A 24496-nucleotide genomic window follows, 5' to 3' on the forward strand; every position below is an offset into this window, starting at 1 on the left:
TCCGCGCGGCGCGCCCCCCCGGGGTGGCCTTTCTCTCCCCCCCCCGGGGGGGCGTTGCGGTCCACACCCGAACCCTCAAACCCCCACGCCTACTGTGGGAGGGGTTATGACACAGCCGCATGATCCGCGCACGCCGCAGGAGCGGGCCTACGCACTCGACGAGTCGCAAAACGGTGCAGCCCCCGAGTCGCAAGATGCTGCGCCGCACGACGAGTCGCAGCAGGACCGGGCGCCCGAGAATGCAGCACACGACGACACCCGTGTGCTGCACACCGACGATCCCACCGCCGCGTACGGGACGCCTGTCACCAACCCGACCCTCGTGTATCCGGAACCCGGTCCGTATGCCGAGACCGCACAGGCCTACCAGCCGACACAGGGTTATCCGCCGATGCAGGGATACCAGCCGACGCAGAGCTATCCGTCGACGCAGAGCTATCCGCCGGTGCAGAGTTATCCGCCCGGCCATGGTTACCCACCCTCGCAGCCGTACCAGCCGACGCAGGCGTTCGCGCAACCTCAGCACCAGCCGCCCGGCGGCTACCCGCCGAACGTGTCGCCTCCCGACGGTCCGTACGCACCCGCGGAACCGCCGAAGTCACCCCGGGGCCCGCGCTGGGGGCTCCTGCTCCTCGCCGCTGCGGTCCTCATCGTGCTCGGCGGCACCGCGGGGTTCCTCCTCAGCCGTAGCGAGACGTCCGATTCGGCCACCGGCACCCGCCCGTTCACCACTCCCGCGCCTACCGCGCCGGTATCGCCGGGCCCGTCTCCGGAAGCGATGCCTTCACAACCGCTCGACGAGCTTCCCGGTGGTCTCGGTGAGATCATCGGTGACTCCGGCGCAGTGGTCGGTACGGTCACCGCGAACGACGGCGGGAGCATCACGATCAGTGGCATCGGCGGATCGCTCGTCACGGTGCTGCTCACTCCGGATACCGAGATCATCACGCTCTCGGGAGACGACCCGTCCGCGCTGGTGGTCGGCTCGGCCGTGATCGCGACCGGCACGCCCGTCGAATCCGGCCGGATGACCGCCGACACCGTCGTCAGCGCGTCGATACCGTCGTTCGACGGTCCGGGTCGCTGACACGCTAGGCTTTCGTGTCGATGACGTTCATGTGGTTTGCTCTCGCCGCGGTCGCGCTGCTCGGTGCGGTCGCGCTGCTCTACGTCGACCGGACCCGGCGCGAGCAGTCCGGGCGCGTACGCGAAATCTGGGCACGGGCGCAGGGCTACAAGTACAGCTCCTCGGACGACCAGTTGCCGTCCCACTGGCACCGCGCCGCGCTCGCCAAGCAGGAATACCTCGGCGCCATCGATGTGGTGCGCGGCGTCCGGCGCGGCGAGAACTTCACCCTGTTCGACATCGAAGAAACCGCGACGATCATCGCGGTGCGCCGCAAGGTGGGTTCGGACGTCGACATCGATCTGCGGCTGAAGTCGACGCCGCCCCCGAAAGACGCGGACATGAACCTGCTCGGTTCGATCGGACCCCGCATCGTGTTCGCCACCGATCTGGAGATCGCGCGGCGCGTGTGCGACCAGCGCATGGTCTCGTTCACGCAGTCCATCCCCGACCACGTGCAGATGCTGTGGAGCGAAGGCGAGTGGACCCTGGGATCCATTCCCGTGGGCAGCACCGGACGCGAATGGGACTCGGCCATCGAGACCGTCGCCCGGTTGTCCGGGATTCTGCACGTGCTTCCGCCCCCTGCCGGACCGTCGGAATCCGGGGAGCCTGCCCGCAGCGAGCACGACCCGGGCCGCCCGTCCACCCATCGCTGACATTTCTCGGCGGCCCGGTGCCGCCGCGACGATCGACAGCTCGCCAGGGTTCGGAACACAGTGGGACGCGATTCAGCTCACATCTGGTGACGAATGTTGCATGATGACAGCACCGGGGGCGTCTCGATCAGGAGATCCACGTGACCGACAGCTCCCCCGCGGATAACACCCCGAACCCGACCGCGAGCGCCGACACGGCCGCAGCGCCGGCCGCCTCACCGGCAACCGACGGGACACCGGCCGGCGACGGCCACCTGCACGACGTGATCATCATCGGGGCGGGACTGTCGGGCATCGACTGCGCCTACCGGATCCTCGAGAAGAATCCCGGCTGCGACTACCTGGTCCTCGAGCGCAGGCAGCGCGTCGGCGGGACCTGGGATCTGTTCCGTTATCCGGGCGTGCGGTCCGACAGTGACATCTACTCGCTCAGTTATCCGTTCGAGCCGTGGGCGAAGCCGGGCGCACTGGCCGAAGGTGCCGACATCAGGGACTACATCGACCAGACCGCGCGCAAGTTCGGTATCGCCGACCACATCCGCTTCGAACGCCACGTGGTGACCGCCGACTGGGACTCGGGCACCGACACCTGGACACTGGGCGTCGAGACTGGTGAAGGTGACGAGAAGTGTCACGAGACCTACCGGTGCCGGTTCGTCGTCTTCGCGACCGGCTACTACGACTACGACCAGCCGTACACCCCGAGGTTCGCCGGGACAGAAGACTTCACGGGTCCGATCGTGCATCCACAGCACTGGCCGGAGGACCTCGACTACCGGGGCAAGCGCATCGTCGTGATCGGCAGCGGCGCGACCGCGGTGAGTCTGATTCCCAACCTCACCGACCAGGCGGCGCACGTGACGATGCTGCAGCGCTCGCCCTCCTACATCTTCTCGGCCAAGCAGAAGCAATACCTCGTGCCCGTTGTCCGGAAGCTCCTGCCACCCGCGGCGGCGCACCGGGTGATCCGGTGGCGTTATGCGACGCAGACCGCGGCGATCGTGCACCTCACGCACCGTTTCCCGAAACTGGGCCGCAAGATGATCCGCGCGAACGTGGCGGCCAACCTGCCCGAGGACTATCCGGTCGACGTGCACTTCAACCCCACCTACAACCCGTGGGACCAGCGCATGTGCATGGTTCCCGACGCCGACCTGTTCAACGGCATCAGGGACGGCTCCATCGAGATGGTCACCGACCACATCGAACGCTTCGACGAGACCGGCGTGCGACTGATCTCCGGCCGGCACCTCGACGCCGACATCATCGTGACCGCCACCGGACTGCAACTGCTCGGCTTCGGCGGGACGCGGCTGGTGGTCGACGGTGACGAGCTGAAACCGCACGACCGTTTCGTCTTCAAGAGCCACCTGCTCGAGGACGTCCCCAATATCGCGTGGTCGGTCGGCTACACCAACGCCTCGTGGACACTGCGGGTGGATATGACCGCGCGCTCGGTCGCGAACCTCATCAGATACATGCGTGAGAACGGCTACACACATGCCTATCCCCACCTGGGTGTCGAGCCGATGACCGCGCAACCGCTGTGGGACCTCGAGGCCGGATACGTGGAACGCTCGCCGGACGCGCTGCCGAAGTCGGGTACCCGAGGGCACTGGCGGGTCCGTCACAATTACTACCGCGACGCCATCGACCACCGGATCAGTAGGGTCGAAGACTCGATGGTCTTCGGTTCGGCCGAACGCTCGCAGGATCTCGTCGGGTGATCGATCCCCTCGGTCCGGCGGCGCGCTGATTCTTGCGCTCGCCGCTACTGTGGCGGCCATGACTTCAGCTTCGCGTCCCGTCGCGCTCGTGACCGGCCCTACCTCGGGAATCGGTGCAGGATTCGCGAGGACCCTCGCCGAACGTGGATACGACCTCGTTCTCGTCGCCCGTAACCGGTCCGCTCTCGACGACCTCGCTGCCGAACTGCAGCGCACGTTCGGCGCGTCCTCGGAAGTGCTGCCGGCCGACCTCGCGACGGCGGAGGGCCGCGCTGCGGTAGCGGAGCGGCTCGCCCGCGGAGTCGACATGCTGGTCAACAACGCCGGCTTCGGAACCACGGGCGAATTCTGGACCGCCGATCCTCAGTTGCTGCAGGCGCAACTCGACGTGAACGTCACCGCGGTCGTCCAGCTCACGCGTGCGGCGTTGCCGCCCATGATCGCCGCGGGCAGGGGCGACGTCATCAACGTCGCGAGTGTCGCGGGCCTGGTGCCCGGGCGCGGGTCCACCTATTCGGGGAGCAAGGCGTACGTCGTCTCGTTCACCGAAGGGCTCGCCGGGGGGCTTCTCGGCACGGGCGTACGGGCACAGGCGCTGTGTCCCGGGTTCGTGCGTACCGAGTTCCACCAGCGCGCGGGGATCGACATGTCGTCCACCCCGGGCGTGCTGTGGCTGGACGTGGACAAGGTGGTGCGCACGTCGCTCGCCGACCTCGAATCCGGCAAGGTGCGGAGCATCCCGGGCATCCAGTACAAGGTGCTCGCCACCGCCGGGCGACTCGTGCCGCAGAACCTGGTGCGCAAGATCGCCGCGCGTCTGGGCAACGGCCGCGGCCGGACGTAACCGGCGTACTCCGCCGGCGGAAACAGGCCCGGCAAGATCACGGTACGGACACGCGGGGGATGACACGCGGGATCCCTCTGTCGCACCACCCACCCGCGTCGGTACATTCCTCGACGTGACCTCTGTGGCTCTGGTGATTGTTGTGGCGTCTGTGGCAGCAGTGCTGCTCTGGATACGCGCGGGTGTGCAGCGCCTCCGCACGCTGTTCGCCCGTTATCGCGACAGCCTGCGTCTGCTCCGTCACGAACTCGACGACCGCTACGACCTCATCCCCACTCTCATCGCCGCGTCGGCAGGAGCGGGCGTCGACCGTGCACTGCTCCGGCCCGTCGTCGGTGCCCGTTCGCTTGCCATCGAGATGCGCGACCAGCGTCTCGGGCTCGCCGAGCGCGCCGCCGCCGAGAACACGCTGTCTGCGGCGTTGCACGACCTGCTCGGCGGTCTCGACGGCGTCACCCACTGGCCGTTCGTGCGTGTCGCCCGCGAACTGGACGTGCGGGAGCAACGCATCACCGGTGCCGTGCGCGTCTTCAACGACATCGGCACCACCTTGAACGACGCGGTCGGCCGATTCCCCACGTCGATCTACGCCAAGATCGGGGCCGTCGGTCCCGTCCCGCTCTTCGAAGCACCCGCTCCGGTCGCGGCTCCGGAAACCGACGGCTCGGCCGTGGAGGCCGGAGTGCTCGCGCCGAAGCCCGGCACGGGTTCCGATCCCGTCGCCGCCTGACCGCCGGGCGGGCGACTAGGCTCGTTGCCGACGCAGCGCCGCCAACCGGGCGGCCGTGCAGAGGCGGACGCGACGAACGGCCGCGCGAGACGACGATGAGGAACGCGAATGAGTGACCGTGACGAGCTGGCAGCACTGGTACGTGAGCTGGCGGTGGTGCACGGCCGGGTGACGTTGTCGTCCGGCAAGGAAGCCGACTACTACGTCGATCTGCGTCGCGCGACTCTCCATCACCGCGCGGCTCCGCTGATCGGCACGCTGCTGCGTGAACTCGTCGCCGACTGGGACTTCGACGCCGTCGGTGGGCTGACGATGGGCGCCGACCCTGTCGCGATGGCCGTCATGCACGCCCCGGGCCGCCCCATCGACGCGTTCGTGGTCCGTAAGGCCGCAAAAGCACACGGGATGCAGCGTCAGATCGAGGGACCGGACGTGACCGGAAAGCGCGTCCTCGTCGTGGAAGACACCACCACCACCGGTAACTCCCCGCTCACGGCGGTCAAGGCCCTGCGCGACGCCGGCGCGGTGGTGGTGGGCGTCGCGACCGTTGTCGATCGCGCGACCGGCGCCGACCAGGTCATCGCCGCCGAGGGTGTCGAGTACCGGTCGCTGCTCGGACTCGCCGACCTGGGTCTGGCCGACGGGTAACCCCGTGGCGGCGCGGGTCCGGCAGACCGTGACGCGGCTCGCGGACGGCCGCGAGCTGATCTACTTCGACGACACCGAGCCGTTCGTGTCCGGGGCCGCGACCCGCGAGACCCGGGACAGGCGAGTGCTTCCGGCGGTCGCGGCGACGTCGGAGTTGCGCCGCGACCCGCTCACCGGCGAGTGGGTCACGTTCGCCGCTCACCGCATGGACCGCACTTTTCTTCCTGCGGTCGCCGAATGCCCGCTGTGCCCGAGCACCCCCGGAGCGGCCACCGAGATCCCCGCAGACGACTACGACGTCGTCGTGTTCGAGAACCGTTTCCCCGCGCTCGGAGCCGACAGCGAACTGCCGGGCACCGAATCGTCCGGCGCCGATGCGGACGGCACCGATGCAGACGGCACCGACCGACTGTGGTCGCGCCGGCCCGCGGGTGGGCGCTGCGAGGTCGTGGCGTTCACCGCCGACCACGACGCGGCCTTCGCCGAACTCGACGCTCAGCGCGCCCGCACCGTCGTCGATGTGCTCGCTGCGCGGACTGCCACCCTGTCGGCCCTACCGGGAGTGCGCCAGGTGTTCTGTTTCGAGAACCGCGGCGCCGAAATCGGTGTGACACTCCAGCACCCACACGGCCAGATCTACGCCTACCCCTTCCTGCCACCCCGCACCACAACGCTCGTCGCGCGTGCCCGGGAACACCGCGCGCGAACGGGGCGGTCGTTGCAGCGCGACGTGCTCGACGCCGAACGTCGTGTGGGAACGCGCGTGGTGTGGTCGGGCACCGCATGGACCGCATATGTGCCTGCCGCGGCGCGCTGGCCGATCGAAGTGCACCTCGCGCCGCACCGCGACGTCCCGGACCTCGCCGCACTCGACGAGACCGAACGCGACGAACTCGCGGTGCTGCAGCGCGACATGCTCGGTCGCGTCGACCGCTTCTTCGACGGTGTCGACCGCGTTCCGTATATCGCCGCGTGGCACCAGGCACCGATCGGTGGCGACCGTGAACACGGCCGGCTGTTCTGCCAGATCTTCTCGGTGCGCCGCGCCGCCGACAAGCTCAAATACCTCGCGGGGTCGGAGTCTGCGATGGGGGCGTGGATCAGCGACACGACGCCGGAGCGCATCGCCGCGCGACTGCGGGAAGTGGGCACGTGACGGTGTGCGACGACGCGGCACACGCATTCGCCGAGTCGTTCGGAGGTGAACCGGACGGCGTGTGGTGCGCGCCGGGCCGGGTCAACATCATCGGCGAGCATGTCGACTACGCGGGTGGGCTGTGCCTTCCCATCGCGCTGCCGCAGATCACCGCGGCTGCGGTACGCCGCCGCACCGACGGCCGAATTCGTATGGTCAGCGCGGGGTTCGATCGGGTCGAGATCGACCCGGGATCGCTGCTCGGAAGCACGCGCGTGGCGGGATGGGCCGCATATGTGGTGGGTGTCGTGTACGCACTCGACCCGCCGGGATGCGAAGGACTCGACATCGCGATCGCGTCGAATGTGCCTGTGGGCGCGGGGTTGTCGTCGTCCGCGGCTCTCGAGGCGGCAGTGGCGCTGGCGTCTGCCGAACTTTTCGGGTTGCCCACCGACGACGTGGGCCGCGACCGGCTTGCCCGCGCGTGCGTGGTCGCGGAGAACGACTATGCCGGAGCGCCGACAGGCGGAATGGACCAGCAGATCGCGCTACGTGGACGCGCCGGCCATGCGCTGTTGCTCGACTGCGCGGACGACACCGTCGAACACGTCCCGTTCGATCCCGAGGCGCAAGGGATGACCATTCTCGTCGTCGATACCCGCACCGCGCACCGCCTCGTCGACGGGCAGTACGGCGATCGTCGCCGCGCGGTGGACGACGCCGCACGGATGCTGGGAAGCGCCTTGCGTGACGCTCCCTCCGTCGACGGACTCGAGGATCCGGTCCTGCGCCGGCGTGCCCGGCACGTCGTCACGGAGATCGGCCGGGTACGCGCCGCCGCCGACGCCCTGCGGGCCGGCCGGGTCCAGGATCTCGGACCTGTGCTCGATGCGTCGCACCGGTCCTTGCGTGACGACTTCGAGGTCAGTTGCATCGAACTCGACACCGCCGTCGACGCCGCACGACGTGCAGGCGCGCTGGGAGCGCGGATGGTCGGCGGAGGATTCGGCGGGTCGGCGATCGTGTTGTGCGAACTCACGCGCGTCGCGGCGATCGCAGCCGCGGTCACCGCGGCCGCGGCCCGGCACGGGTTCCCCGCCCCGGGTTTCCTGCGGGCCGCACCGGCCGGCGCCGCACACCGCTGCCGCTGAGGCACGCGGGACGCGACACGGACGAGCAGTCGCCGGCGGGTACTGTGCCGCCCATGAGTTGGTTCAGCCGCCGCCCCTGGGGCGCAGAGCACGTGGTTCTCGCGGCGGCGACCGCCGTCACTGTCGCCGGGGCGGTACTCGACCGGGAAAGCCTGCAACGCGTCGCGAAACCGCTGATCGGGCCGGCCCTCGCGGTGCGCGTGCTGCGGCGTGCCCGCGATACCGACCGTGTCGACACCGCGTTGCTGCTCGCCGGTCTGGCCGGCGCAACCCTCGGCGACGTGTTCATGATCCGATCCGACGAGGATCACCGCATCCTGCGTGGTGCGGGCTCGTTCGCGGTGATGCAGGCGGCGTACTCGACGGTGCTCGCACGGCACGGTGCCCGGGTGACCAAGAGCGTCGCGCTGCAGCGGGCGGGTGCCTTGACCGGTGCCGCAGGACTGCTGGGCACCCGCAGCCGCGGGGTCGCTGTACCGCTGACCGGTTACGGCGCGGTACTCGGCACCACCGCGACCCTCGCCGGCGATCCGTCTCTGGCTCCGGGGGCGCCGCGGCGGGCGGGGCTACCGGTGCCGGGTTCCGACCGCCGCAGCTGGCTCGGGCTGGGCGGACTGGTCTTCACGGTGTCCGACGGGACGATCGTGCTGCGTCGCACGGTGCTCTCGGGCGAGCGGGCACGGACGGCTGCAGAGGGCGTCGTGCTGGTGACCTACGTGGCCGCGCAGGTGTTGCTCGTCGAGGGAATGCTCGCGCTCGCGCGCCGAACTTCCGCATAGTGCGCGCGCCCGGCCCGGAGTCAGGGAAACAGCAGGATGCGGTCGCGGTCCTCGGGATCGACGAAGATGGTGACGATCTGACCGGGGGTGTAGCGCGGCAGGTGCTTGTGTGAGACCTCGTAGAAGACTTTCCCGTGGTAGGGCTCGGAACCCGGCACGGTCAGATCGAGGTCGAGTTCGGTGAGCTGGCCGCCGCGCGTGACGCGGACGGGCTTCGCGGACCGGACGGTCGCCCAGCCTTCGAACCCTTCCCTCTCGATCCGGCGCTGAACCTTGGACGAGCGATCACTGAACACCATCGCCAGCCCCAGCACGGTGCCGTACAGGCACACGAGGAACATGATCTGGAATCCCACCGTCCCCGGTTCGGACTTCGGGAGGAACAGGTTCAGCCACAGGGAGAACACGATGAGGTACGCCGTCGTGACGAACGCGACGGTGCACACGATGCGACGGTGGTGGTGCATGTCTCCCTCCGCGTCCAAGGGTAAACCCGGGAGCCGGGGCCGCGGTCACGGTTCCGGCGATGCGCCCGGCGAAAATCAGGCGCGCACGGCGGGTGGCCGGCTGCCCGTCCCGGATCGCTAGAGTGAGGCCCGCACATCGTCGGGAGGGTGTTACGTGAGAAGTCGGTTGTTCTCGATCGCGGTGGCCGGGTGCGCCGCGCTGGTCCTTGCCGGATGCGGTTCGTCCACCGCCGACGAGCCCCCTGCCGAAACGTCCGCGACAGCGTCATCGGCGGCTCCGCCCGCCACGACGACCGAGCAGGCCGCGGCGCCGACGACCACCTCGGAGTTGCCGCAGACCACTACGCCGCCGGAACTCACTCCGAGCGCGCCCACCACCACGCTGGTCGACGTGGAGTACGAGCGCAACGAGTCGTACTACTTCGCGAGCCCGGACGGAACCTTCCAGTGCGGCATCGTCCGGCTTCCGAGCCGCACCGAGGCCGGTTGCGAGGGGGTCACCGACCCCGTGCCCCCGCGCCCCGAGAGCTGCGTCGTCAACTGGGGACACGGCATCCGGGTCCAGGACACTGGCCCCGGCGAGTTCGTGTGCTCGGGCGGCCCCGTCTACCTGTCGCCGGAAGGCGCGAGCCCGGCACTGCCGCCCGGGTCCACGCTGTCGGAACTGGGTTACACGTGTAGCACCACGGCCATCGATGTGACCTGCACCAACGACACCACCGGGCACGGCTTCACCGTCGCGTCCAGCTCGAACGAAACGTTCTGACGATGTCGACCGACGAACGCGCCCCGGCCGAAGACCTCCCCGGACCGACCGAATGGGGAGAGCATCCGCACGGTGTCGGACCGTGGAGAGACGAATACGGGACCGAGCCGCCCACCGACCCGCGGTACGACCCCGAACTGCTCGCGCACGGCGACCGGCGCAACGTCGTCGACGCCTACCGTTACTGGACGCGCGAGGCGATCGTCGCGGACATCGACCGGCGCCGGCACCCTCTGCACGTCGCCATCGAGAACTTCGGGCACGACGCCAACATCGGCACCGTGGTACGCACGGCCAACGCGTTCGCGGTGAACACCGTGCACATCGTCGGACGACGTCGCTGGAACCGCCGCGGGGCGATGGTGACCGACCGCTACCAGCACCTGATGCATCATCCCGATGTCGATACGTTGCTTCACTGGGCGGCAGCCCAGGACCTCACGATCGTCGCGGTGGACAACACCCCCGGGTCGGTTCCCCTCGAGACGGTCGAGCTGCCCCGGAACTGTCTGCTGCTGTTCGGGCAGGAAGGCCCGGGCGTCACCGAACGTGCCCGCGACGTGGCATCGATGACGGTGTCCATCGCCCAGTTCGGTTCCACTCGCTCGGTGAACGCCGGAGTCGCTGCCGGGATCGCGATGCACGCATGGATCAGGCAGCACGCCGATCTCGCCGACGCGTGGTAGCGATCTCACCACGGTGAGGTAACACCGGCGGCCCGAACGCGGATGAAGAGTCGGGCACCTCGCGGTGCCGTTGCGGGGGATATGCAGGCAGTGTGGGATGAGGATGATGAACGTTGTGCCCGAGCAGTGGTCGGAGCGTGCAGACGCTGCGGAGACTGCTGTGATGTCACGCCACGTACGCAGGCTGTGGGCACTGCCGGGAACGGCGCTGGGCGTGGTCGGATGGCCCGCCGCACGTCGTGAACGGCTCTTCGGAACGTGGCACTACTGGTGGCAGGCGCACCTGATCGACCTGGCTGTCGACGCCGCCGAACGCGACGCCACGCCGCGTCGCCGGCGTCGTGTCGTCCGGCTCACCCGTGCTCACCGCATCCGCAATCTGTCGGGCTGGACCAACAACTACTTCGACGACATGGCCTGGCTCGGCCTCTCGCTCGAGCGAGCCCAGCGCCACGTGTACGTCGATCACCGCTCGGCGCTCACCACGCTGGTCGGGGAGTTGTCCGGTGCGTGGGCTCCCGAGCAGGGCGGCGGCATCCCGTGGCGCCGTCGTGACGACTTCTTCAACGCTCCGGCGAATGCTCCTGCGGCGCTCCTGCTCGCTCGCGCCGGCAAGGTGTGGCGCGCTCAGCAAATGGCGGACTGGATCGACGAGACGCTCGTGGATCCCGAGACCGGCCTCGTCCTCGACGGCATCCGTAACGGCGTACACGAGCGCGCGGTGTACAGCTACTGCCAGGGCGCCACTCTCGGCCTCGAGACCGAACTTGCCGTGCAACTCGGTGACGCCAGGCACCGGGAACGCGTGCATCGTCTCGTCGAGGCGGTCGACGACAACCTCACCGAACGGAGCGTGGTCGCGGGGGGCGGTGGAGGCGACGGCGGACTGTTCAACGGGATTCTCACCCGGTACCTCGCGATGGTCGCGACGACGCTCCCCGTGCACGACAACGACGACGTGCGCGCTCGCAACACCGCGGCGCGGATCGTGCTGGCGTCCGCGGAGGCCGCATGGGAGAACCGGTTGCAGGTCGAAGAACTCCCACTCTTCGGCGAAGACTGGACGCGGCAGGCCCGGCTTCCCGGATTCGGTGCGGCCATCGCCCAGTTCTCCCACGGCTCGGTGCGCGGGTCGGCGGTCGCCGAGCGCGATCTGTCGGTGCAACTCGGTGGGTGGATGCTGATGGAGGCCGCCCATGCCGTCGCCGCCGAGCGGGCGTCGACGCCTGCGGATTCGTAGATCCCACCCGCCGGTCACAGACACGAAAGGTGGTTTCCGTCCCGGTGCTCGGGGACGGAAACCACCTTTCTCGGTCTCTGGGGGTTACTTGCCCGGGGTGGTACGCGGGATGGGCATCGTGGCCGGCTCGGAATCGTCGACCGTGGTGGCAGCGGGACTGCGACGCGACGCGAGGAAGCGCTTGACGACCTCGTTGAGGATCGGCAGCACAGACACGAACACGATGAGCAGGAAGATGTAGTCGACGTTGTCGGCGATGAAGGTGATCTGACCGAGCAGGTAACCCAGCAGGGTCACGCCCGCGCCCCACACGATGCCGCCGATGACGTTGTAGGTGATGAACACCCGGTACGGCATCTTCGCGGCACCGGCGACGAGCGGGGCGTAGGTGCGCACGATCGGCACGAAGCGTGCCAGGAAGATCATCGCCGGGCCGTGCCGCAGGAAGAAGCGGTGCGACTCGTCGAGATAGCTCTTCTTGAAGAGCTTCGCGTCGTCGCTCTTGAACAGCTTGGCGCCGCCCTTGGTGCCGATGAAGTACCCGACCTGGTCGCCGAGGACCGCTGCGATCGGAATCGTCACCATCAGCACCCACAGCGGTGCGAAGGGCTCCACCTCCGCGGACTTCGCCGCCGCGATCAGACCCGCGGTGAACAACAGGGAATCGCCGGGGAGGAGCGGGAACAGCAGACCCGACTCGATGAACACCACGATCAGCAGGCCGATGAGCATCCAGGTGCCGAACGAGTTCAGAAGGTTGACGGGGTCCAGAAACCCGGGCAACAGGGCCAGATTGGTCACAGATTCCGAGGCTTCTACCAAAGTCACGTTCGCCAGGGTACCGCTGCGGGAGTGGCGGCCCGAATCGCAACACGTCGGCCGGGATCGGGTGGAACCCGGCCCGGGTATGAACCAGGCGTGTCAGTTGACATACTGCAAGGACAACAAGGGCACCTGCCACACCCCGGCGGGGTGCCGATCGACTTCTCACTGGAGGACAGCCGCTGTGCCTATCGCGACTCCCGAGATCTACGCCGAGATGCTTGCGCGCGCCAAGGAGCATTCCTTTGCGTTCCCGGCGATCAACTGCACCTCGTCCGAAACCATCAACGCCGCGATCAAGGGCTTCGCGGACGCCGGTAGCGACGGCATCATCCAGTTCTCCACCGGTGGCGCCGAGTTCGGCTCGGGCCTGGGCGTCAAGGACATGGTGACGGGTGCCGTGGCACTCGCCGAGTTCGCTCACGTCGTTGCCGACAAGTACGACGTCACCATCGCGCTCCACACCGATCACTGCCCTAAGGACAAGCTCGACAGCTATGTCCGTCCGCTGATCGCGATCTCGAAGGAGCGAGTCGACGCCGGCAAGAACCCGCTGTTCCAGTCGCACATGTGGGACGGCTCGGCCATCCCGATCGACGAGAACCTGGAGATCGCGCAGCAGCTCCTGGCCGACGCCGCCGCAGCGAAGATCATCCTGGAAATCGAGATCGGCGTGGTCGGTGGTGAAGAGGACGGCGTCGAGAACGCCATCAACGACAAGCTCTACACGACCGTCGAGGATTTCGAGAAGACCGTCGATGCGCTGGGCGCGGGCGACAAGGGCCACTACCTTCTTGCCGCGACCTTCGGCAACGTGCACGGGGTCTACAAGCCCGGCAACGTCAAGCTCAAGCCGGCTGTCCTGGCCGAGGGCCAGGCTGTTGCCACGTCGAAGCTGGGTCTCCCCGAGGGCTCTAAGCCGTTCGACCTGGTGTTCCACGGCGGTTCCGGTTCGCTGAAGTCGGAAATCGACGAAGCCCTCGGCTACGGCGTGGTGAAGATGAACGTGGACACCGACACGCAGTACGCGTTCACCCGTCCGATCGCCGGCCACATGTTCTCGAACTACGACGGCGTTCTGAAGATCGACGGCGAGGTCGGCAACAAGAAGGTCTACGACCCGCGTAGCTACCTGAAGAAGGCCGAGGCATCGATGACGGAGCGTGTCATCGAGGCGTGCAACGACCTGCGGTCCGCCGGACGCTCGGTGTCCGCGAAGTAGTCGCGAATACCGGTTCGCACCATCCCGGTGCAACGCGAACGGGGCGCCGACACTCTGTCGGCGCCCCGTTCGCGTTGTACCCGGGATTACTCGCTGCAGACCTTCCACTCGTCGCCGACGAGCGCGAGATCGAAGGTGCGGTCGGTGACATCCGCCGGGCTGCGCGTCGTGTGCGCGGTGACCTGGGCGATGGCTGTGCTGTCCGTGATCTGGATGCGGTCGACGCTCGTCACCACCGGGATCGAGCCGTCCTGCACCGCGAGGTCGTGGATGCTGTCGAACTCCGCCGGGTCGACCGACGAATAGAAGTCGGCGAGCGACCCGCAAGTGGACGCGCGCAGCGTCTCGAGATCCCCGTCGGCAAGGCCCTCGACGAACGTGCCGATGCTCGCCCGGATGCGGCTCTCGGGACTGTTATCCGAACGGTTCTGCAGGATGACGGCGAGCGCGACGGCTGCCACCACCGCCACGAGAACGATCACCCCGATGCCGGCGGCGATCCTCCTGCGCCTGCGGTCGTTGTCCTGGGACGGAGGAATCCGCGTCGGGGAGGGCTGCAGTTCGACGGGTGCCGGTTCGGGACGCACAGGCTGTGGCTGAGCGCGTCGGGGCGGAATGCGCGCCGGAGGCGGCTTCGGAACGTGCGCGGTGACCGGGATCTGCACCGTGGGTGCATCCGCCGCGTCGGGTGCCGGCGCGGGATCCGGTGCCGGCCGCGAGGGTGTCTCGACGTCGCCGGTGCCGGGCGCGCGGCCACCCTCCGGTACAACCTGGGAGAACCGCTCGGTCGGCGGGTCTTCGACAGCCGGCTTGTGCACGGCGGGAGACTTTTGCTCGGCGGGAGGCGCGTGCTCGGTCGAAGGCGTCTGCTCTGCGGTCGGGGTTTCCTCGACGGCTGGGGTTTCCTCGGCGGCCGGGATCTGCGCGGCGGGGGCTTTGTCGACGGGCGGTGTTTCCTCGACGGCCGACGGCTTCTCGGCCGGCGTGGGCTTTTCGGGGACTGTCGGCTCGTCCGCCGCTGCCGTGTCCTCTGCCGCTGCCGCTGCCGTGTCCTCTGCCACTGCCGTGTCGTCTGCCGCTGCCGAGTCGTCCGCCCCTGCCTTCTCGGACGTGGGGACCTCGGCGGTCTCGGCTTCGGGGGTCGTGCCGGGCTCGGCTGGTCCGTCGACGGTGTCGCCGCGACGCGTCGAGGAATTGTCGTGGGTGGCCGCGGATCCGGCGTCGGCGGACGTCGGCTTGTCGGTCGGTTTCTGGTCGGTGGGGTCTTCGTTGTTCGGATCGGGCACGCGCCTGCACCTCGTTCGACGGATGGGTTTCCCGGGCAGCCTATCGACCGCGGAGGTGAGACGGGCAGAATGGGCCCATGACGTCATTCGGTGATCTTCTCGGACCCCAGCCCACCCTCCTTCCCGGCGACGACGAGGCGGAGTCGGCGCTGCTCAACGGTGAGGACCCGGCGAAGGTCGCGGCCGAGCACCCCACTGCCTCGATCGCATGGGCATATCTGGCGGAAGCCGCACACGAACGCGGCGACACCATTGCCGCCTACGCGTACGCCCGCACCGGTTACCACCGTGGTCTCGACCAACTCCGCCGGAACGGGTGGAAGGGTTACGGTCCCGTTCCCTACAGCCACGAACAGAACCGCGGCTTCCTGCGGTGCGTCGCTGCTCTCGCCACGGCCGCGAAAGCGATCGGCGAGACGGACGAGCACGCACGCTGCCTCGATCTTCTCGAGGACTGCGATCCCCGCGCGGCGGAAGCACTTGGCGTCGAGTAGGCGCTTCCCCTCTCGCGCCGGTGCGCGGGAGCGCCTGAAGTCGTCCGGCCAACGCCTGCGGTCTTCCGCGCTGCCGATCGTGCAGTGCGCTCTCGCCGCGGGTCTCGCGTGGTGGGTGGCCAAGGACGTCATCCATCACGGGACACCCTTCTTTGCGCCGATCGCGGCGGTGGTGTCACTCGGCCTGTCTCTCGGCGCACGGCTGCGCCGCAGCGTCGAGTTGGTGTGCGGTGTCACCGTGGGGATCGGTGTCGGTGACCTGATCGTCTCGCTGATCGGATCCGGACCGTGGCAGATCGCGCTGGTCGTCGCCATGGCGATGGCCACGGCGGTCGCGCTCAACAGCGGCCCGATCTTTGCGATCCAGGCGGGTAACTCGGCCGTGCTGGTCGCGACGCTCCTCCCGCCCGGTGAAGCGGGTGGGTTCGATCGAATGGTCGACGCGCTCGTGGGTGGTCTGGTGGGGGTCGCGGTAGTGGCACTGGTCCCCACCCACCCGGTGCGCCGCGCGCGTCGCAACGCCGCCGAGATTCTCGGGACCGCCGCGGATGTTCTGCGCAAAGTCGAAGCCGGACTGGTCGAAAACAATCCGAAGCCGATCGAAGAAGCGCTTCGACAGGCCCGCGCCACCCAGCAGGCCATCGACACGATGCGGACGCATCTGAAGGGCGGCCGGGAGATCAGCCGGATTTCACCGTTGTACTGGAACAGCCGGAAGCGCCTCGCGGTGCTGACGGCCGCGGCAGACCCGATCGACCACGCGATGCGCAACGTCCGGGTGCTCACCCGGCGGTCGCTCACCCTCGTGCGCGACGACGAGATCCTCGATCCCCGGCTCGTATCGCAGTTCGACCAACTGGCCGACGCGGTCGACGTGCTCCGCGAGATGGTTCTCGCAGAGCCTGGGGACCAGCCCGACCAAGCTGCAGCCGCGCGAGCGCTGCGCCGTGCGGCGAAGCGGATGAGCCCCGACCTCGTCGAGGGAGCGGGTGTGTCGGCGACGGTCGTCTTCGCGCAAATGCGTTCGTTGCTCGTCGACTTGCTGCAGGTCGCCGGGCTCAAACGCATCTCGGCGATCGCGACATTGCCGCCTACTGTCGAGCGGCCCGCCTACGAACCGGAGTCCTGACGCACCCGGGGGACCTAGCCGTTGAATACATGCGCATTCATGCATACGATGGCCGGGACCCTGGAAGGAGGGCCATGGGCTCCGGTCACGGACATTCACACGGCGTAGGCCACGGACACGGCGGCAGCGCAGGGCCGTCTCCGACGATCATCAAGCGGATGGCGATCGCACTCGGCATCCTGCTGGCTTTCCTCGTGCTCGAAGCCGGTGTCGGCCTGTGGATCGGGTCGCTCGCCCTGCTCGCCGACGCGGGGCACATGCTCACCGACGTCGTCGGTGTCGCGATGGGACTGGTCGCGCTGGTGCTCGCGCGCCGGGGGAGCACCGCTGCGGCCCGCACCTTCGGGTGGCACCGGGCCGAGGTCCTCACCGCGATGGTCAACGCCGTCCTGCTGCTCGGAGTCGCGGGCTGGGTCTTCTACGAGGCGATCGGCCGTATCGACGACTCGCCCGAAGTGCCGGGACTGCCGATGATCCTCACCGCGCTGGCAGGTCTCGTGGCGAACCTCGTCGTGATGGCGATGCTGCGCACCGACGTCGAGGACAGCCTCGCCGTGCGCGGCGCCTACACGGAGGTGCTCGCCGACACTGTCGGCAGCGTCGGCGTTCTCGTCGCGGGAGGTCTGGTACTCGTGTTCGGGTGGACCCTCGCCGACGTGGTCGTCGGCGTCCTGATTTCCCTGTGGGTGATCCCTCGCGCGCTGCGTCTCGCGGCGGCATCGCTGCGGATCCTCACCCAGGCCTCGCCCGCCCACCTCGACGTCGAGACGCTGCGCCTGGACCTCGCGGCCCTGCCGGGGGTGTGCGGAGTGCACGACCTGCATGTGTGGACGCTGACCACCGGCATGGATGTCGCGACTGTGCACCTCGTGAGCGACCACGATCCCCAGTGGATCCTCGACTCGGCCCGCACCACCTTGTCGTCGCACGGCCTCGAGCACGCGACCGTGCAGGTCGAGGGAACGGTCGACGGCCGGCGCTGTGAGCAGGACGTGACCTGGTAGCGATTCATCCCAACCGCAGGTTCCAGCGACCTTCCCTCCCGTCGAGGCGGGTTACAGCGAGGGGACGGACATCGACGCGCCAGAACGCCGACGCGGGCGCACCGAGCGCGCACAGCGTCGCTGCCCGCACCACAGCGGCGTGCGTCACCGCGACGATGCGTTCCGGTGAATCCATCAGTGACGTGAGCCAGGTGCCGACACGCACGATCAGGTCGTGGATGGACTCTCCTCCGTGCGGGGCGGATTCCGGATCGCCGAGCCATGCAGCGAGACCCGATTCGGAGACCTCGTCCATCGTCCTGCCGGCCCACCGCCCGAAATCCAGGTCGCGTAGTAGTGGTTCCACGGCTGCGGACAGGCCCAGTGCTGCCGCCGTTTCGATTGTCCGTAGCTCCGGCGCAGTGAGCGCGAGGTCGGTGACCGGCGTAGTTGCCCTCGTCAGTTCCCGTCGTCCTCGGTCGGAGACGGGCTCGTCGCGGGGAAAGGCAACGACGTGGTGCGCCTCGGTGGACGCATGGGAGATCAGAAACAGGCGGGGCACGAGAGCCATTCTCGCGCACTCTTGACAGGATGTGTCGGTGATGCCAAGGTACCCCGGTACGCATGTGCCGAGGTGTAGGCAATCCGGTGGGATACCGGAGCGGTCGCGCCACTGTAACCGAGATCATTACTTCTTTCGGAAGCCAGAAAACTCCCTCGGCGCATGGCTTTCGGATGGGACGCGAAATCCCAGGAGGTTGCCGTGGTTGTTTCTGCCCATACACCGGGTGACGCGTTGAACTCGCTTTCTCTTGCGGTCGCCGCGATCACGTTCCGGACGGCACTCGGATGGGCATTCGTGCTCCTGACCGAACGCGCGCCGCGCCGGTTCGTGGGCACTGCGTGGTGAGCGGGGCGTACGGCCTGCTGGTCGCCGGGACCACCTCGGACGCCGGAAAGTCGGTGGTCACCGCCGGGATCTGCCGGGCACTGTCGCGGCGCGGTCTGACGGTCGCGCCGTACAAAGCGCAGAACATGTCCAACAACTCCATGGTGACGATCGATCCCGACACCGGTGCGGGTGCCGAAATCGGCCGCGCGCAATGGGTTCAGGCGATCGCCGCCCGCGCGACTCCGGAACCGGCCATGAATCCGGTACTCCTCAAACCCGGCAGCGACCGTCGCAGCCACGTAGTGGTGCTGGGACAACCGGCGGGGACTCTCGAAGCCGGTGAATTCGCTGGTGGCCGTCAATACCTCGCCGACGCGGCATTCTCGGCACTGGACGACCTCCGCGCCAGGTTCGACGTGGTCGTGTGCGAGGGTGCGGGCAGTGCCGCCGAGATAAATCTCCGTGCGCACGATTACGTCAATATGGGTCTGGCGCAACACGGCTCACTTCCGACGATTCTCGTCGGTGACATCGACCGCGGTGGGGTCTTCGCGTCGATGTACGGCACGCTCGCGCTCCTCGATGCCGCCGATCAGCAGCTGGTACGCGGCTTCGTGATCAACAAGTTCCGCGGCGATGCCGCTCTGCTGAAACCGGGCCTGGACTCGTTGTCGGCGCTGACCGGACGGCCGGTGCTCGGGGTGCTGCCGTGGCAGCGCGATCTGTGGCTGGACTCCGAGGATTCCCTCGCATTGACATCGCGTCCGAGCCACCCCGGCGACGGTGCGCTCACCATCGCTGTCGTGATGTTGCCGCGCATCAGTAATTTCACCGATGTCGACGCCTTGTGCCTCGAACCGGATGTACGAGTGCGGTTCGTCGACGATCCGCGCACGCTCGCGGGCGCGGATGTCGTGATCGTGCCCGGTACTCGCGCGACACTCGCAGACCTTGCCTGGCTGCGTGCGCGTGGCCTCGACAGGGCCATCGTCGACCATGCACAGCGGGGCGGCTCGGTTCTGGGCATCTGTGGGGGATTCCAGATGCTCGGCCATGACATCGTCGACCCCCACGGCATCGAAGGAACGCCGGGTGCGCGGGCCCGAGGGCTCGGACTACTCGCTGTGAGAACGGAATTCGGCCGCCGTAAAGTGCTGCGGCTACCGGCCGGCTCGGCGCTCGGAGCAGAGGCGACGGGCTACGAGATCCATCACGGACGCATCTGTGCCGGTGGCGACGACGAGTTCCTCGGTGGTGCCCGGCGAGGCAACGTGTTCGGCACCATGTGGCACGGCACCCTGGAGGGCGACGCACTGCGCGCGGCGTGGTTACACGAGGTTGCCGCCGCGGCAGGCCGCGAGGTGCACACGGGCGCAGTGAATTTCGCCGCACAACGCGAGGCGCGGCTCGACGTCCTCGCCGACATGATCGACGAGCACATCGACGTCGATGGGCTGCTCTCGATGATGAGGGACCGCCCCACGCTGCCGACCTTGACGGGAGCATTGGCATGACGGTGCTTGTCCTCGGTGGCACCGGCGAGGCCCGTGCACTCGCACAGCTGTTGTGCGACAACGGAGTCGATGTCGTGTCCTCGCTCGCCGGGCGAGTGCGCAACCCACGCCTGCCTGCCGGAGCAGTGCGTATCGGCGGGTTCGGCGGGGCCTCCGGGCTCGAAGCGTACCTGCGCACCCACGGTGTCGACGCGGTCGTCGACGCGACCCATCCTTTCGCGGAGGGTATCAGCGCCAACGCGGCCGAAGCCTGCCGCGCCGCGAGAATCCCGTTGGTGCGCTTGCAGCGTCCTGGATGGACCGACGACACCGGTGGATGGATCCGGGTGGCCTGCCACGACGAGGCCGCTCGAGTCGCGGCCGGTGGATCCGGTGTCTTTCTGACTACGGGCCGTCAGACGCTCGATCGTTTCGTCGAACCGCTCGGGAAGCACCGGGTGGTGGTGCGGATCGTCGACCCGCTCGACGGCGAGTTCCCTCCCGACTGGACAGTGGTGCACGCTCGCGGCCCGTACACCTTCGACAGTGAACGCACGCTGATGCGGGAATACGACGTGGATACGCTGGTCACCAAGGATTCCGGGGGCGATCTCACGCGAGCGAAGCTCGACGCAGCTGCTGACCTCGGCGTGCGGGTGATCATGGTGAACCGGCCCGTGGGGCCGCCCGGCGTGCGCACCGTGGCGACCGTGGGCGACGCGGTCGCTTGGGTCCTCGAACCGCCGGTCTCTCGGATCTGAGTTCCCGGACTTTTCTTCCCTTCCGCGGCGTGGCTCGCGTCGGGTGCGTGGGCCTGTTGCCGTGGCGTGCACCGCTGCGCAATGCCGCTGCCCGGAACGTCCCGTGGGACGAGTTCCGGCCGCGACCGTCAACGACGTCTGCGCACCGCGACCCGCACGGCGACGGCCGGTGCAACGGTCGAGACGAGTGCTCCCGCACCTACCCGTGCTGCGAGACGCGCGGTTCTCGCGATATCCGCCGGGGCGGGTGCCGGGCCGTCGCCCAGGGTCCCGCGATCCTCGACGACCCCGTGATAGACGTTCGCTCCCCCGAGCGTGATTCCGAGCGCCCCGGCAAAAGCCGCCTCGACGGGACCCGCGTTCGGACTCGGATGCTTGTGCGCGTCGCGCCGCCATGCTCGGAGTGCCGCGACGGGACGCCCGCCCAGCGCCGCGGCCAGCAGTGCGGTCAGCCGAGCCGGGACGAGGTTGAGTACATCGTCGAACCGCGCCGATGCCCACCCGAATCGTTCCAGGCGGGGAGTGCGGTGCCCGACCCGGGCGTCCAGCGTATTCGCGGCGCGATAGCCGAGCAGCCCGGCCGGACCGAGAACCGCTCCCCACACGAGCGGTGCCACGACGGCGTCCGAGGTGTTCTCGGCGACGGATTCGATTGTCGCGCGGGCGATGTCGTCAGCGTCGAGCTGGGAGGGGTCGCGGCCGACGAGATGCGTGACCTGCACCCGTGCCGCGGCGAGGTCGCCGCGGCTCAACTGGTCGTCCAGGGCGCCCGCCTCGGCACCGAGGGATCGGCCCCCGAGCACCACCCATGTGGCGACGGCGACGACCGCGGTGTTGAGCAGAGGGCGCGAGCGGGTCACCCGGTCGGCCGTCCAGCCCAGTAGCCCGGTGGAGCCGACGAGCACCATCGTGAATGCGACTCCGGCGCTGCGGTTGTCGGCATACATTGTGCGTTCGATCGACCGCGCGACTTTTCCGAACCCGCTCACGGGATGCCACCGCCGCGGATCACCGAAAACCTGGTCGGCGAGGTACCCCAGCACCAGCCCTGCTGCCCTCATCGGATCGATCTCCACGCATCGAGCAGTGCGGCGGTGGTGGCGCGGTCGCGTACGGCGATCCGCACCCACTGCTCGCCGAGCCCGGGGAATGTGTCGCCGCGACGCACGGCGAAGCCCCTCGCGCGCAACTGCTCCCGAGTATCGGTGGGCACGGGTACCAGCACGAACGGCCCGGCGGGAGCGCCGGACACCGTCAGGCCCGCGTCGCCCAGCGCCTCGACGAGTGCGGCTCGGTCGGCGGCGACCTCCCGCGCGATCGTCTCGGCCTCCGACGTGGCGCGTGCCGACGCGCACGCGATCATCGCCGCCGCGGCAGGGGTCGACACCGACCACGGAGGTTGCTGCGCCGCGAGATCCGCGATCACGTCGGAGGCTCCGACGACATACCCCGCCCGGATGCCGGGAATCGCCCAGGTTTTCGTCAGCGAACGGATCACCAGCAAACCGGAATCCCGCTCGCCCACAAGCGACTCTGCCTCTCCGGCAACAGCGTCCATGAAAGCTTCGTCGACCACCACGACACGTCCCGGCCGGAGCAGTGCCCGCAGCGTCCCGGCGGGGTGCAGTACCGACGTCGGGTTCGTGGGATTGCCGACCACGACGAGATCCGCATCGTCGGGCACGGCACGGGGATCGAGGACGAAGCCGTCACCGGCGCGCAGGATCACCCGCCGCACGTCGTGCCCGGCCGCGGCGAGTGCCGCCTCCGGCTCGGTGAACTGCGGATGCACGACCACCGGGGCACGCCATGTCCGTGCACGTGCGATGAGAGTGAAGGCTTCGGCACCACCCGCGGTGGGCAGTACCTCGTCGACGGTTCGGCCGTGCCGGTCGGCGAGCGCGGACCGGGCGGCCCCCGGGTCCGGGTAGCGGTCCAGATCCTCGAGGGACGCGCGCAGTGCCTCGTCCAGCCACGCGGGACGAGGCCGTGTCGAGACGTTGACGGCGAGGTCGACAAGTCCCGGGGTTGCTTCGCGATCGCCGTGGTGGTGCAGGTCGGGGGCGCGCAGGCGGGGTCGCGGCGGCGGTGCCGGCACAGGTGTCGCGACGCGAGCAGCCTCGGCGAACCGCTGCGCGAGTTGCGGGTGACCCGCCCAGTGGGTGTGCAGGTAGGAGGCGTGCAGCGTGGCAGTCGCGACACCGTCGGGCCGCCCGTTGAGCAACCAGCCGGGGGCAGTGCCGGGCTCGACGACGGTGCGATGGAACTCGTGTCCGGTGACGCGGGTGCCGGCGGTGGCCAGCAGGCTGTCGGTCGTGGCGATCGCGGTGCGGTAGCCCAGGGTCAGTCGGGAGGTCATCCGCGCGGACGCATCGAGCGCACCGACCATCTCGGCGCCGTCGACGTCGCGGCACAAGTACAGCAGACCGGCGCATTCGGCGACGGTCGGTACACCGGCGGTGATCGCAGACAGGAGATGGTCACGCAGAGGCGCATTCGCGGAGAGATCCGCGGCGTGGACCTCCGGGAATCCGCCACCCAGATAGATTCCGGTGGTGCCGTCCGGAAGCTTCTCGTCGCGCAAGGGATCGAAGGTGACGGTGCGGCATCCGGCGGCCCGCAGCAGTTCTTCGGTTTCGGTGTAGCGGAAGGTGAAGGCGCGGCCCCCCGCAATCGCGACGACCGGACCGGCCTCGCCGTGGGACACCGACGTGCCGCGGGACACCGACTCGCCGGGCTCCCACGACCGGCCGTGCACATCCGGTGCCGTCCGCGCGATCCGTACGAGTTCGGCAAGGTCGATGTGTTCCGCGATCCGGTCGGCGAGCCGATCGAGTTGCCCGGCCGCCTCCGCGCGCTCGTCGGCGGGTATCAGGCCCAGGTGCCGGGAGGGAGCCGAGATTCCGTCGTCGCGGTGCAGTACCCCGAGCACCGGGATGCCGGTGGGCTCCAGCGCCGCGATCACCTCGTCCGAATGACGCTGGGAGCCGGCCTTGTTCAAGATCACCCCCGCGATGCGGGTGCCGCGGTCGTACGACGCCATGCCGTGCACGACCGCCGCGATCGACCGCGATGCGTGCGAGACGTCGACGACGAGGATCACCGGCGCAGCCAGCAGCGACGCGACGTGCGAGGTCGACGCGTAACCGTCGGTGCCGAGCATCCCGTCGTACAACCCCATGACACCCTCGACCACCGCGATGTCGGCGCCCGCAGCGCCGTGGAGGAACAACGGTGCGACGAGGTCTTCGCCGACGAGATGCGGATCGAGGTTGCGGCCGGGACGTCCCGTCGCCAGCGCGTGATAGCCGGGGTCGATGTAGTCGGGGCCGATCTTGTGTCCCGAGACCACCATTCCGGTGCGTCGCAGGGCCGCCATCAGCCCTGCCGACACGGTGGTCTTACCGTGCCCGGAGGCCGGCGCGGCGACGACGAGGCGGGGGAGGGCTACCACTC

At 68.8% G+C, this 24496-nt stretch carries 25 protein-coding genes and 1 riboswitch; of the genes, 19 read left to right on the plus strand and 6 right to left on the minus strand.

Features of this window, described 5'->3' with window-relative positions; translation table 11 throughout:
• Nucleotides 1–106: 106 nt before the first annotated feature.
• The 9 genes from ACLQ3J_RS05710 to ACLQ3J_RS05750 all read left to right on the plus strand — a co-directional run bounded on the left by ACLQ3J_RS05710 (nucleotide 107) and on the right by ACLQ3J_RS05750 (nucleotide 8799).
• On the plus strand, nucleotides 107–1087 hold the full coding sequence (locus ACLQ3J_RS05710; protein WP_425902465.1) for a hypothetical protein: 981 nt from the start codon (nucleotides 107–109) through the stop codon (nucleotides 1085–1087).
• 29 nt (nucleotides 1088–1116) lie between these two features.
• A complete protein-coding gene (locus tag ACLQ3J_RS05715) occupies nucleotides 1117–1785 on the plus strand; it encodes a hypothetical protein (protein ID WP_296549401.1) in 669 nt (222 codons plus the stop codon).
• 254 nt (nucleotides 1786–2039) lie between these two features.
• A complete protein-coding gene (locus ACLQ3J_RS05720; protein WP_425902743.1) occupies nucleotides 2040–3512 on the plus strand; it encodes a flavin-containing monooxygenase in 1473 nt (490 codons plus the stop codon).
• A 58-nt stretch (nucleotides 3513–3570) separates the two neighbouring features.
• The gene (locus tag ACLQ3J_RS05725) at nucleotides 3571–4356 is read left to right on the plus strand and encodes an SDR family NAD(P)-dependent oxidoreductase (RefSeq protein WP_425902467.1); all 786 of its coding nucleotides are present in this window, start codon (nucleotides 3571–3573) and stop codon (nucleotides 4354–4356) included.
• A gap of 115 nt (nucleotides 4357–4471) precedes the next feature.
• Nucleotides 4472–5086: a LemA family protein gene (locus ACLQ3J_RS05730; protein WP_425902469.1), complete on the plus strand. Its 615-nt coding sequence runs from the start codon at nucleotides 4472–4474 to the stop codon at nucleotides 5084–5086.
• Nucleotides 5087–5194: 108 nt separating this feature from the next.
• Nucleotides 5195–5734 (plus strand): orotate phosphoribosyltransferase, encoded by a 540-nt coding sequence (pyrE, locus tag ACLQ3J_RS05735; protein WP_169651396.1) that lies wholly within the window; start codon nucleotides 5195–5197, stop codon nucleotides 5732–5734.
• Between the two features lie 4 nt (nucleotides 5735–5738).
• Entirely contained in the window at nucleotides 5739–6890 is a 1152-nt protein-coding gene (galT, locus tag ACLQ3J_RS05740) for a galactose-1-phosphate uridylyltransferase (RefSeq protein ID WP_425902471.1), read from the plus strand.
• Nucleotides 6887–8020, plus strand: coding sequence for a galactokinase (galK, locus tag ACLQ3J_RS05745; protein WP_425902745.1), 1134 nt, complete (start codon nucleotides 6887–6889; stop codon nucleotides 8018–8020). The genes galT and galK overlap by 4 nt, the downstream gene beginning before the upstream one ends.
• Nucleotides 8021–8073: 53 nt before the next feature.
• Nucleotides 8074–8799 carry a lysoplasmalogenase family protein gene (locus tag ACLQ3J_RS05750; protein ID WP_425902473.1) on the plus strand — a complete coding sequence of 242 codons (726 nt, stop codon included), beginning with the start codon at nucleotides 8074–8076 and terminating at the stop codon, nucleotides 8797–8799.
• 20 nt (nucleotides 8800–8819) lie between these two features.
• Here the strand turns inward: ACLQ3J_RS05750 and ACLQ3J_RS05755 are convergent, their stop codons facing one another.
• On the minus strand, nucleotides 8820–9266 hold the full coding sequence (locus tag ACLQ3J_RS05755; protein ID WP_169619043.1) for a hypothetical protein: 447 nt from the start codon (nucleotides 9264–9266) through the stop codon (nucleotides 8820–8822).
• A gap of 154 nt (nucleotides 9267–9420) precedes the next feature.
• Here ACLQ3J_RS05755 and ACLQ3J_RS05760 point away from each other — a divergent pair, with 154 nt between their 5' ends.
• The 3 genes from ACLQ3J_RS05760 to ACLQ3J_RS05770 all read left to right on the plus strand — a co-directional run bounded on the left by ACLQ3J_RS05760 (nucleotide 9421) and on the right by ACLQ3J_RS05770 (nucleotide 11958).
• The gene (locus ACLQ3J_RS05760) at nucleotides 9421–10032 is read left to right on the plus strand and encodes a hypothetical protein (RefSeq protein WP_425902476.1); all 612 of its coding nucleotides are present in this window, start codon (nucleotides 9421–9423) and stop codon (nucleotides 10030–10032) included.
• 2 nt (nucleotides 10033–10034) lie between these two features.
• The gene (locus tag ACLQ3J_RS05765) at nucleotides 10035–10718 is read left to right on the plus strand and encodes a TrmH family RNA methyltransferase (protein WP_425902478.1); all 684 of its coding nucleotides are present in this window, start codon (nucleotides 10035–10037) and stop codon (nucleotides 10716–10718) included.
• 103 nt (nucleotides 10719–10821) lie between these two features.
• The gene (locus tag ACLQ3J_RS05770) at nucleotides 10822–11958 is read left to right on the plus strand and encodes a glycoside hydrolase family 76 protein (RefSeq protein ID WP_425902480.1); all 1137 of its coding nucleotides are present in this window, start codon (nucleotides 10822–10824) and stop codon (nucleotides 11956–11958) included.
• Between the two features lie 84 nt (nucleotides 11959–12042).
• Here ACLQ3J_RS05770 and ACLQ3J_RS05775 read toward each other — a convergent pair whose 3' ends face one another.
• The gene (locus tag ACLQ3J_RS05775; protein ID WP_425902482.1) at nucleotides 12043–12786 is read right to left on the minus strand and encodes a VTT domain-containing protein; all 744 of its coding nucleotides are present in this window, start codon (nucleotides 12784–12786) and stop codon (nucleotides 12043–12045) included.
• A gap of 178 nt (nucleotides 12787–12964) precedes the next feature.
• Between ACLQ3J_RS05775 and fbaA the strand changes: the two genes are divergently transcribed.
• Nucleotides 12965–14002: a class II fructose-bisphosphate aldolase gene (fbaA, locus tag ACLQ3J_RS05780; RefSeq protein ID WP_169619049.1), complete on the plus strand. Its 1038-nt coding sequence runs from the start codon at nucleotides 12965–12967 to the stop codon at nucleotides 14000–14002.
• 86 nt (nucleotides 14003–14088) lie between these two features.
• Here fbaA and ACLQ3J_RS05785 read toward each other — a convergent pair whose 3' ends face one another.
• Nucleotides 14089–15288 (minus strand): hypothetical protein, encoded by a 1200-nt coding sequence (locus tag ACLQ3J_RS05785; RefSeq protein WP_425902484.1) that lies wholly within the window; start codon nucleotides 15286–15288, stop codon nucleotides 14089–14091.
• A gap of 77 nt (nucleotides 15289–15365) precedes the next feature.
• Between ACLQ3J_RS05785 and ACLQ3J_RS05790 the strand changes: the two genes are divergently transcribed.
• The 3 genes from ACLQ3J_RS05790 to ACLQ3J_RS05800 all read left to right on the plus strand — a co-directional run bounded on the left by ACLQ3J_RS05790 (nucleotide 15366) and on the right by ACLQ3J_RS05800 (nucleotide 17915).
• A complete protein-coding gene (locus tag ACLQ3J_RS05790) occupies nucleotides 15366–15782 on the plus strand; it encodes a DUF3151 domain-containing protein (protein WP_169651389.1) in 417 nt (138 codons plus the stop codon).
• Nucleotides 15769–16911 carry an FUSC family protein gene (locus tag ACLQ3J_RS05795; RefSeq protein ID WP_407445471.1) on the plus strand — a complete coding sequence of 381 codons (1143 nt, stop codon included), beginning with the start codon at nucleotides 15769–15771 and terminating at the stop codon, nucleotides 16909–16911. Before ACLQ3J_RS05790 ends, ACLQ3J_RS05795 begins: the two co-directional genes overlap by 14 nt.
• A gap of 74 nt (nucleotides 16912–16985) precedes the next feature.
• Nucleotides 16986–17915, plus strand: a complete 930-nt coding sequence (locus ACLQ3J_RS05800) for a cation diffusion facilitator family transporter (protein ID WP_425902487.1) — start codon at nucleotides 16986–16988, stop codon at nucleotides 17913–17915.
• A gap of 4 nt (nucleotides 17916–17919) precedes the next feature.
• Here ACLQ3J_RS05800 and ACLQ3J_RS05805 read toward each other — a convergent pair whose 3' ends face one another.
• Nucleotides 17920–18465 (minus strand): histidine phosphatase family protein, encoded by a 546-nt coding sequence (locus ACLQ3J_RS05805; protein ID WP_425902489.1) that lies wholly within the window; start codon nucleotides 18463–18465, stop codon nucleotides 17920–17922.
• 44 nt (nucleotides 18466–18509) lie between these two features.
• A riboswitch (cobalamin riboswitch) is annotated at nucleotides 18510–18628 on the plus strand.
• On the opposite strand from ACLQ3J_RS05805, the gene ACLQ3J_RS05810 reads away from it, so the two are divergent.
• The 3 genes from ACLQ3J_RS05810 to ACLQ3J_RS05820 all read left to right on the plus strand — a co-directional run bounded on the left by ACLQ3J_RS05810 (nucleotide 18619) and on the right by ACLQ3J_RS05820 (nucleotide 21040).
• Entirely contained in the window at nucleotides 18619–18804 is a 186-nt protein-coding gene (locus ACLQ3J_RS05810; protein ID WP_407445468.1) for a hypothetical protein, read from the plus strand. Its footprint overlaps the riboswitch before it by 10 nt.
• Nucleotides 18744–20300, plus strand: coding sequence for a cobyric acid synthase (locus tag ACLQ3J_RS05815; RefSeq protein ID WP_425902491.1), 1557 nt, complete (start codon nucleotides 18744–18746; stop codon nucleotides 20298–20300). Before ACLQ3J_RS05810 ends, ACLQ3J_RS05815 begins: the two co-directional genes overlap by 61 nt.
• Nucleotides 20297–21040, plus strand: a complete 744-nt coding sequence (locus tag ACLQ3J_RS05820) for a cobalt-precorrin-6A reductase (RefSeq protein ID WP_169619060.1) — start codon at nucleotides 20297–20299, stop codon at nucleotides 21038–21040. The genes ACLQ3J_RS05815 and ACLQ3J_RS05820 overlap by 4 nt, the downstream gene beginning before the upstream one ends.
• A 128-nt stretch (nucleotides 21041–21168) precedes the next feature.
• Here ACLQ3J_RS05820 and ACLQ3J_RS05825 read toward each other — a convergent pair whose 3' ends face one another.
• On the minus strand, nucleotides 21169–22101 hold the full coding sequence (locus ACLQ3J_RS05825; protein WP_425902494.1) for a cobalamin biosynthesis protein: 933 nt from the start codon (nucleotides 22099–22101) through the stop codon (nucleotides 21169–21171).
• Complete coding sequence (locus ACLQ3J_RS05830; protein WP_425902496.1) at nucleotides 22098–24494, minus strand: cobyrinate a,c-diamide synthase; 2397 nt, start codon at nucleotides 24492–24494, stop codon at nucleotides 22098–22100. Before ACLQ3J_RS05830 ends, ACLQ3J_RS05825 begins: the two co-directional genes overlap by 4 nt.
• Nucleotides 24495–24496: the final 2 nt, after the last annotated feature.

It is taken from the genome of Rhodococcus sp. DT1 (assembly GCF_049844875.1).
GTDB lineage: Bacteria > Actinomycetota > Actinomycetes > Mycobacteriales > Mycobacteriaceae > Rhodococcus.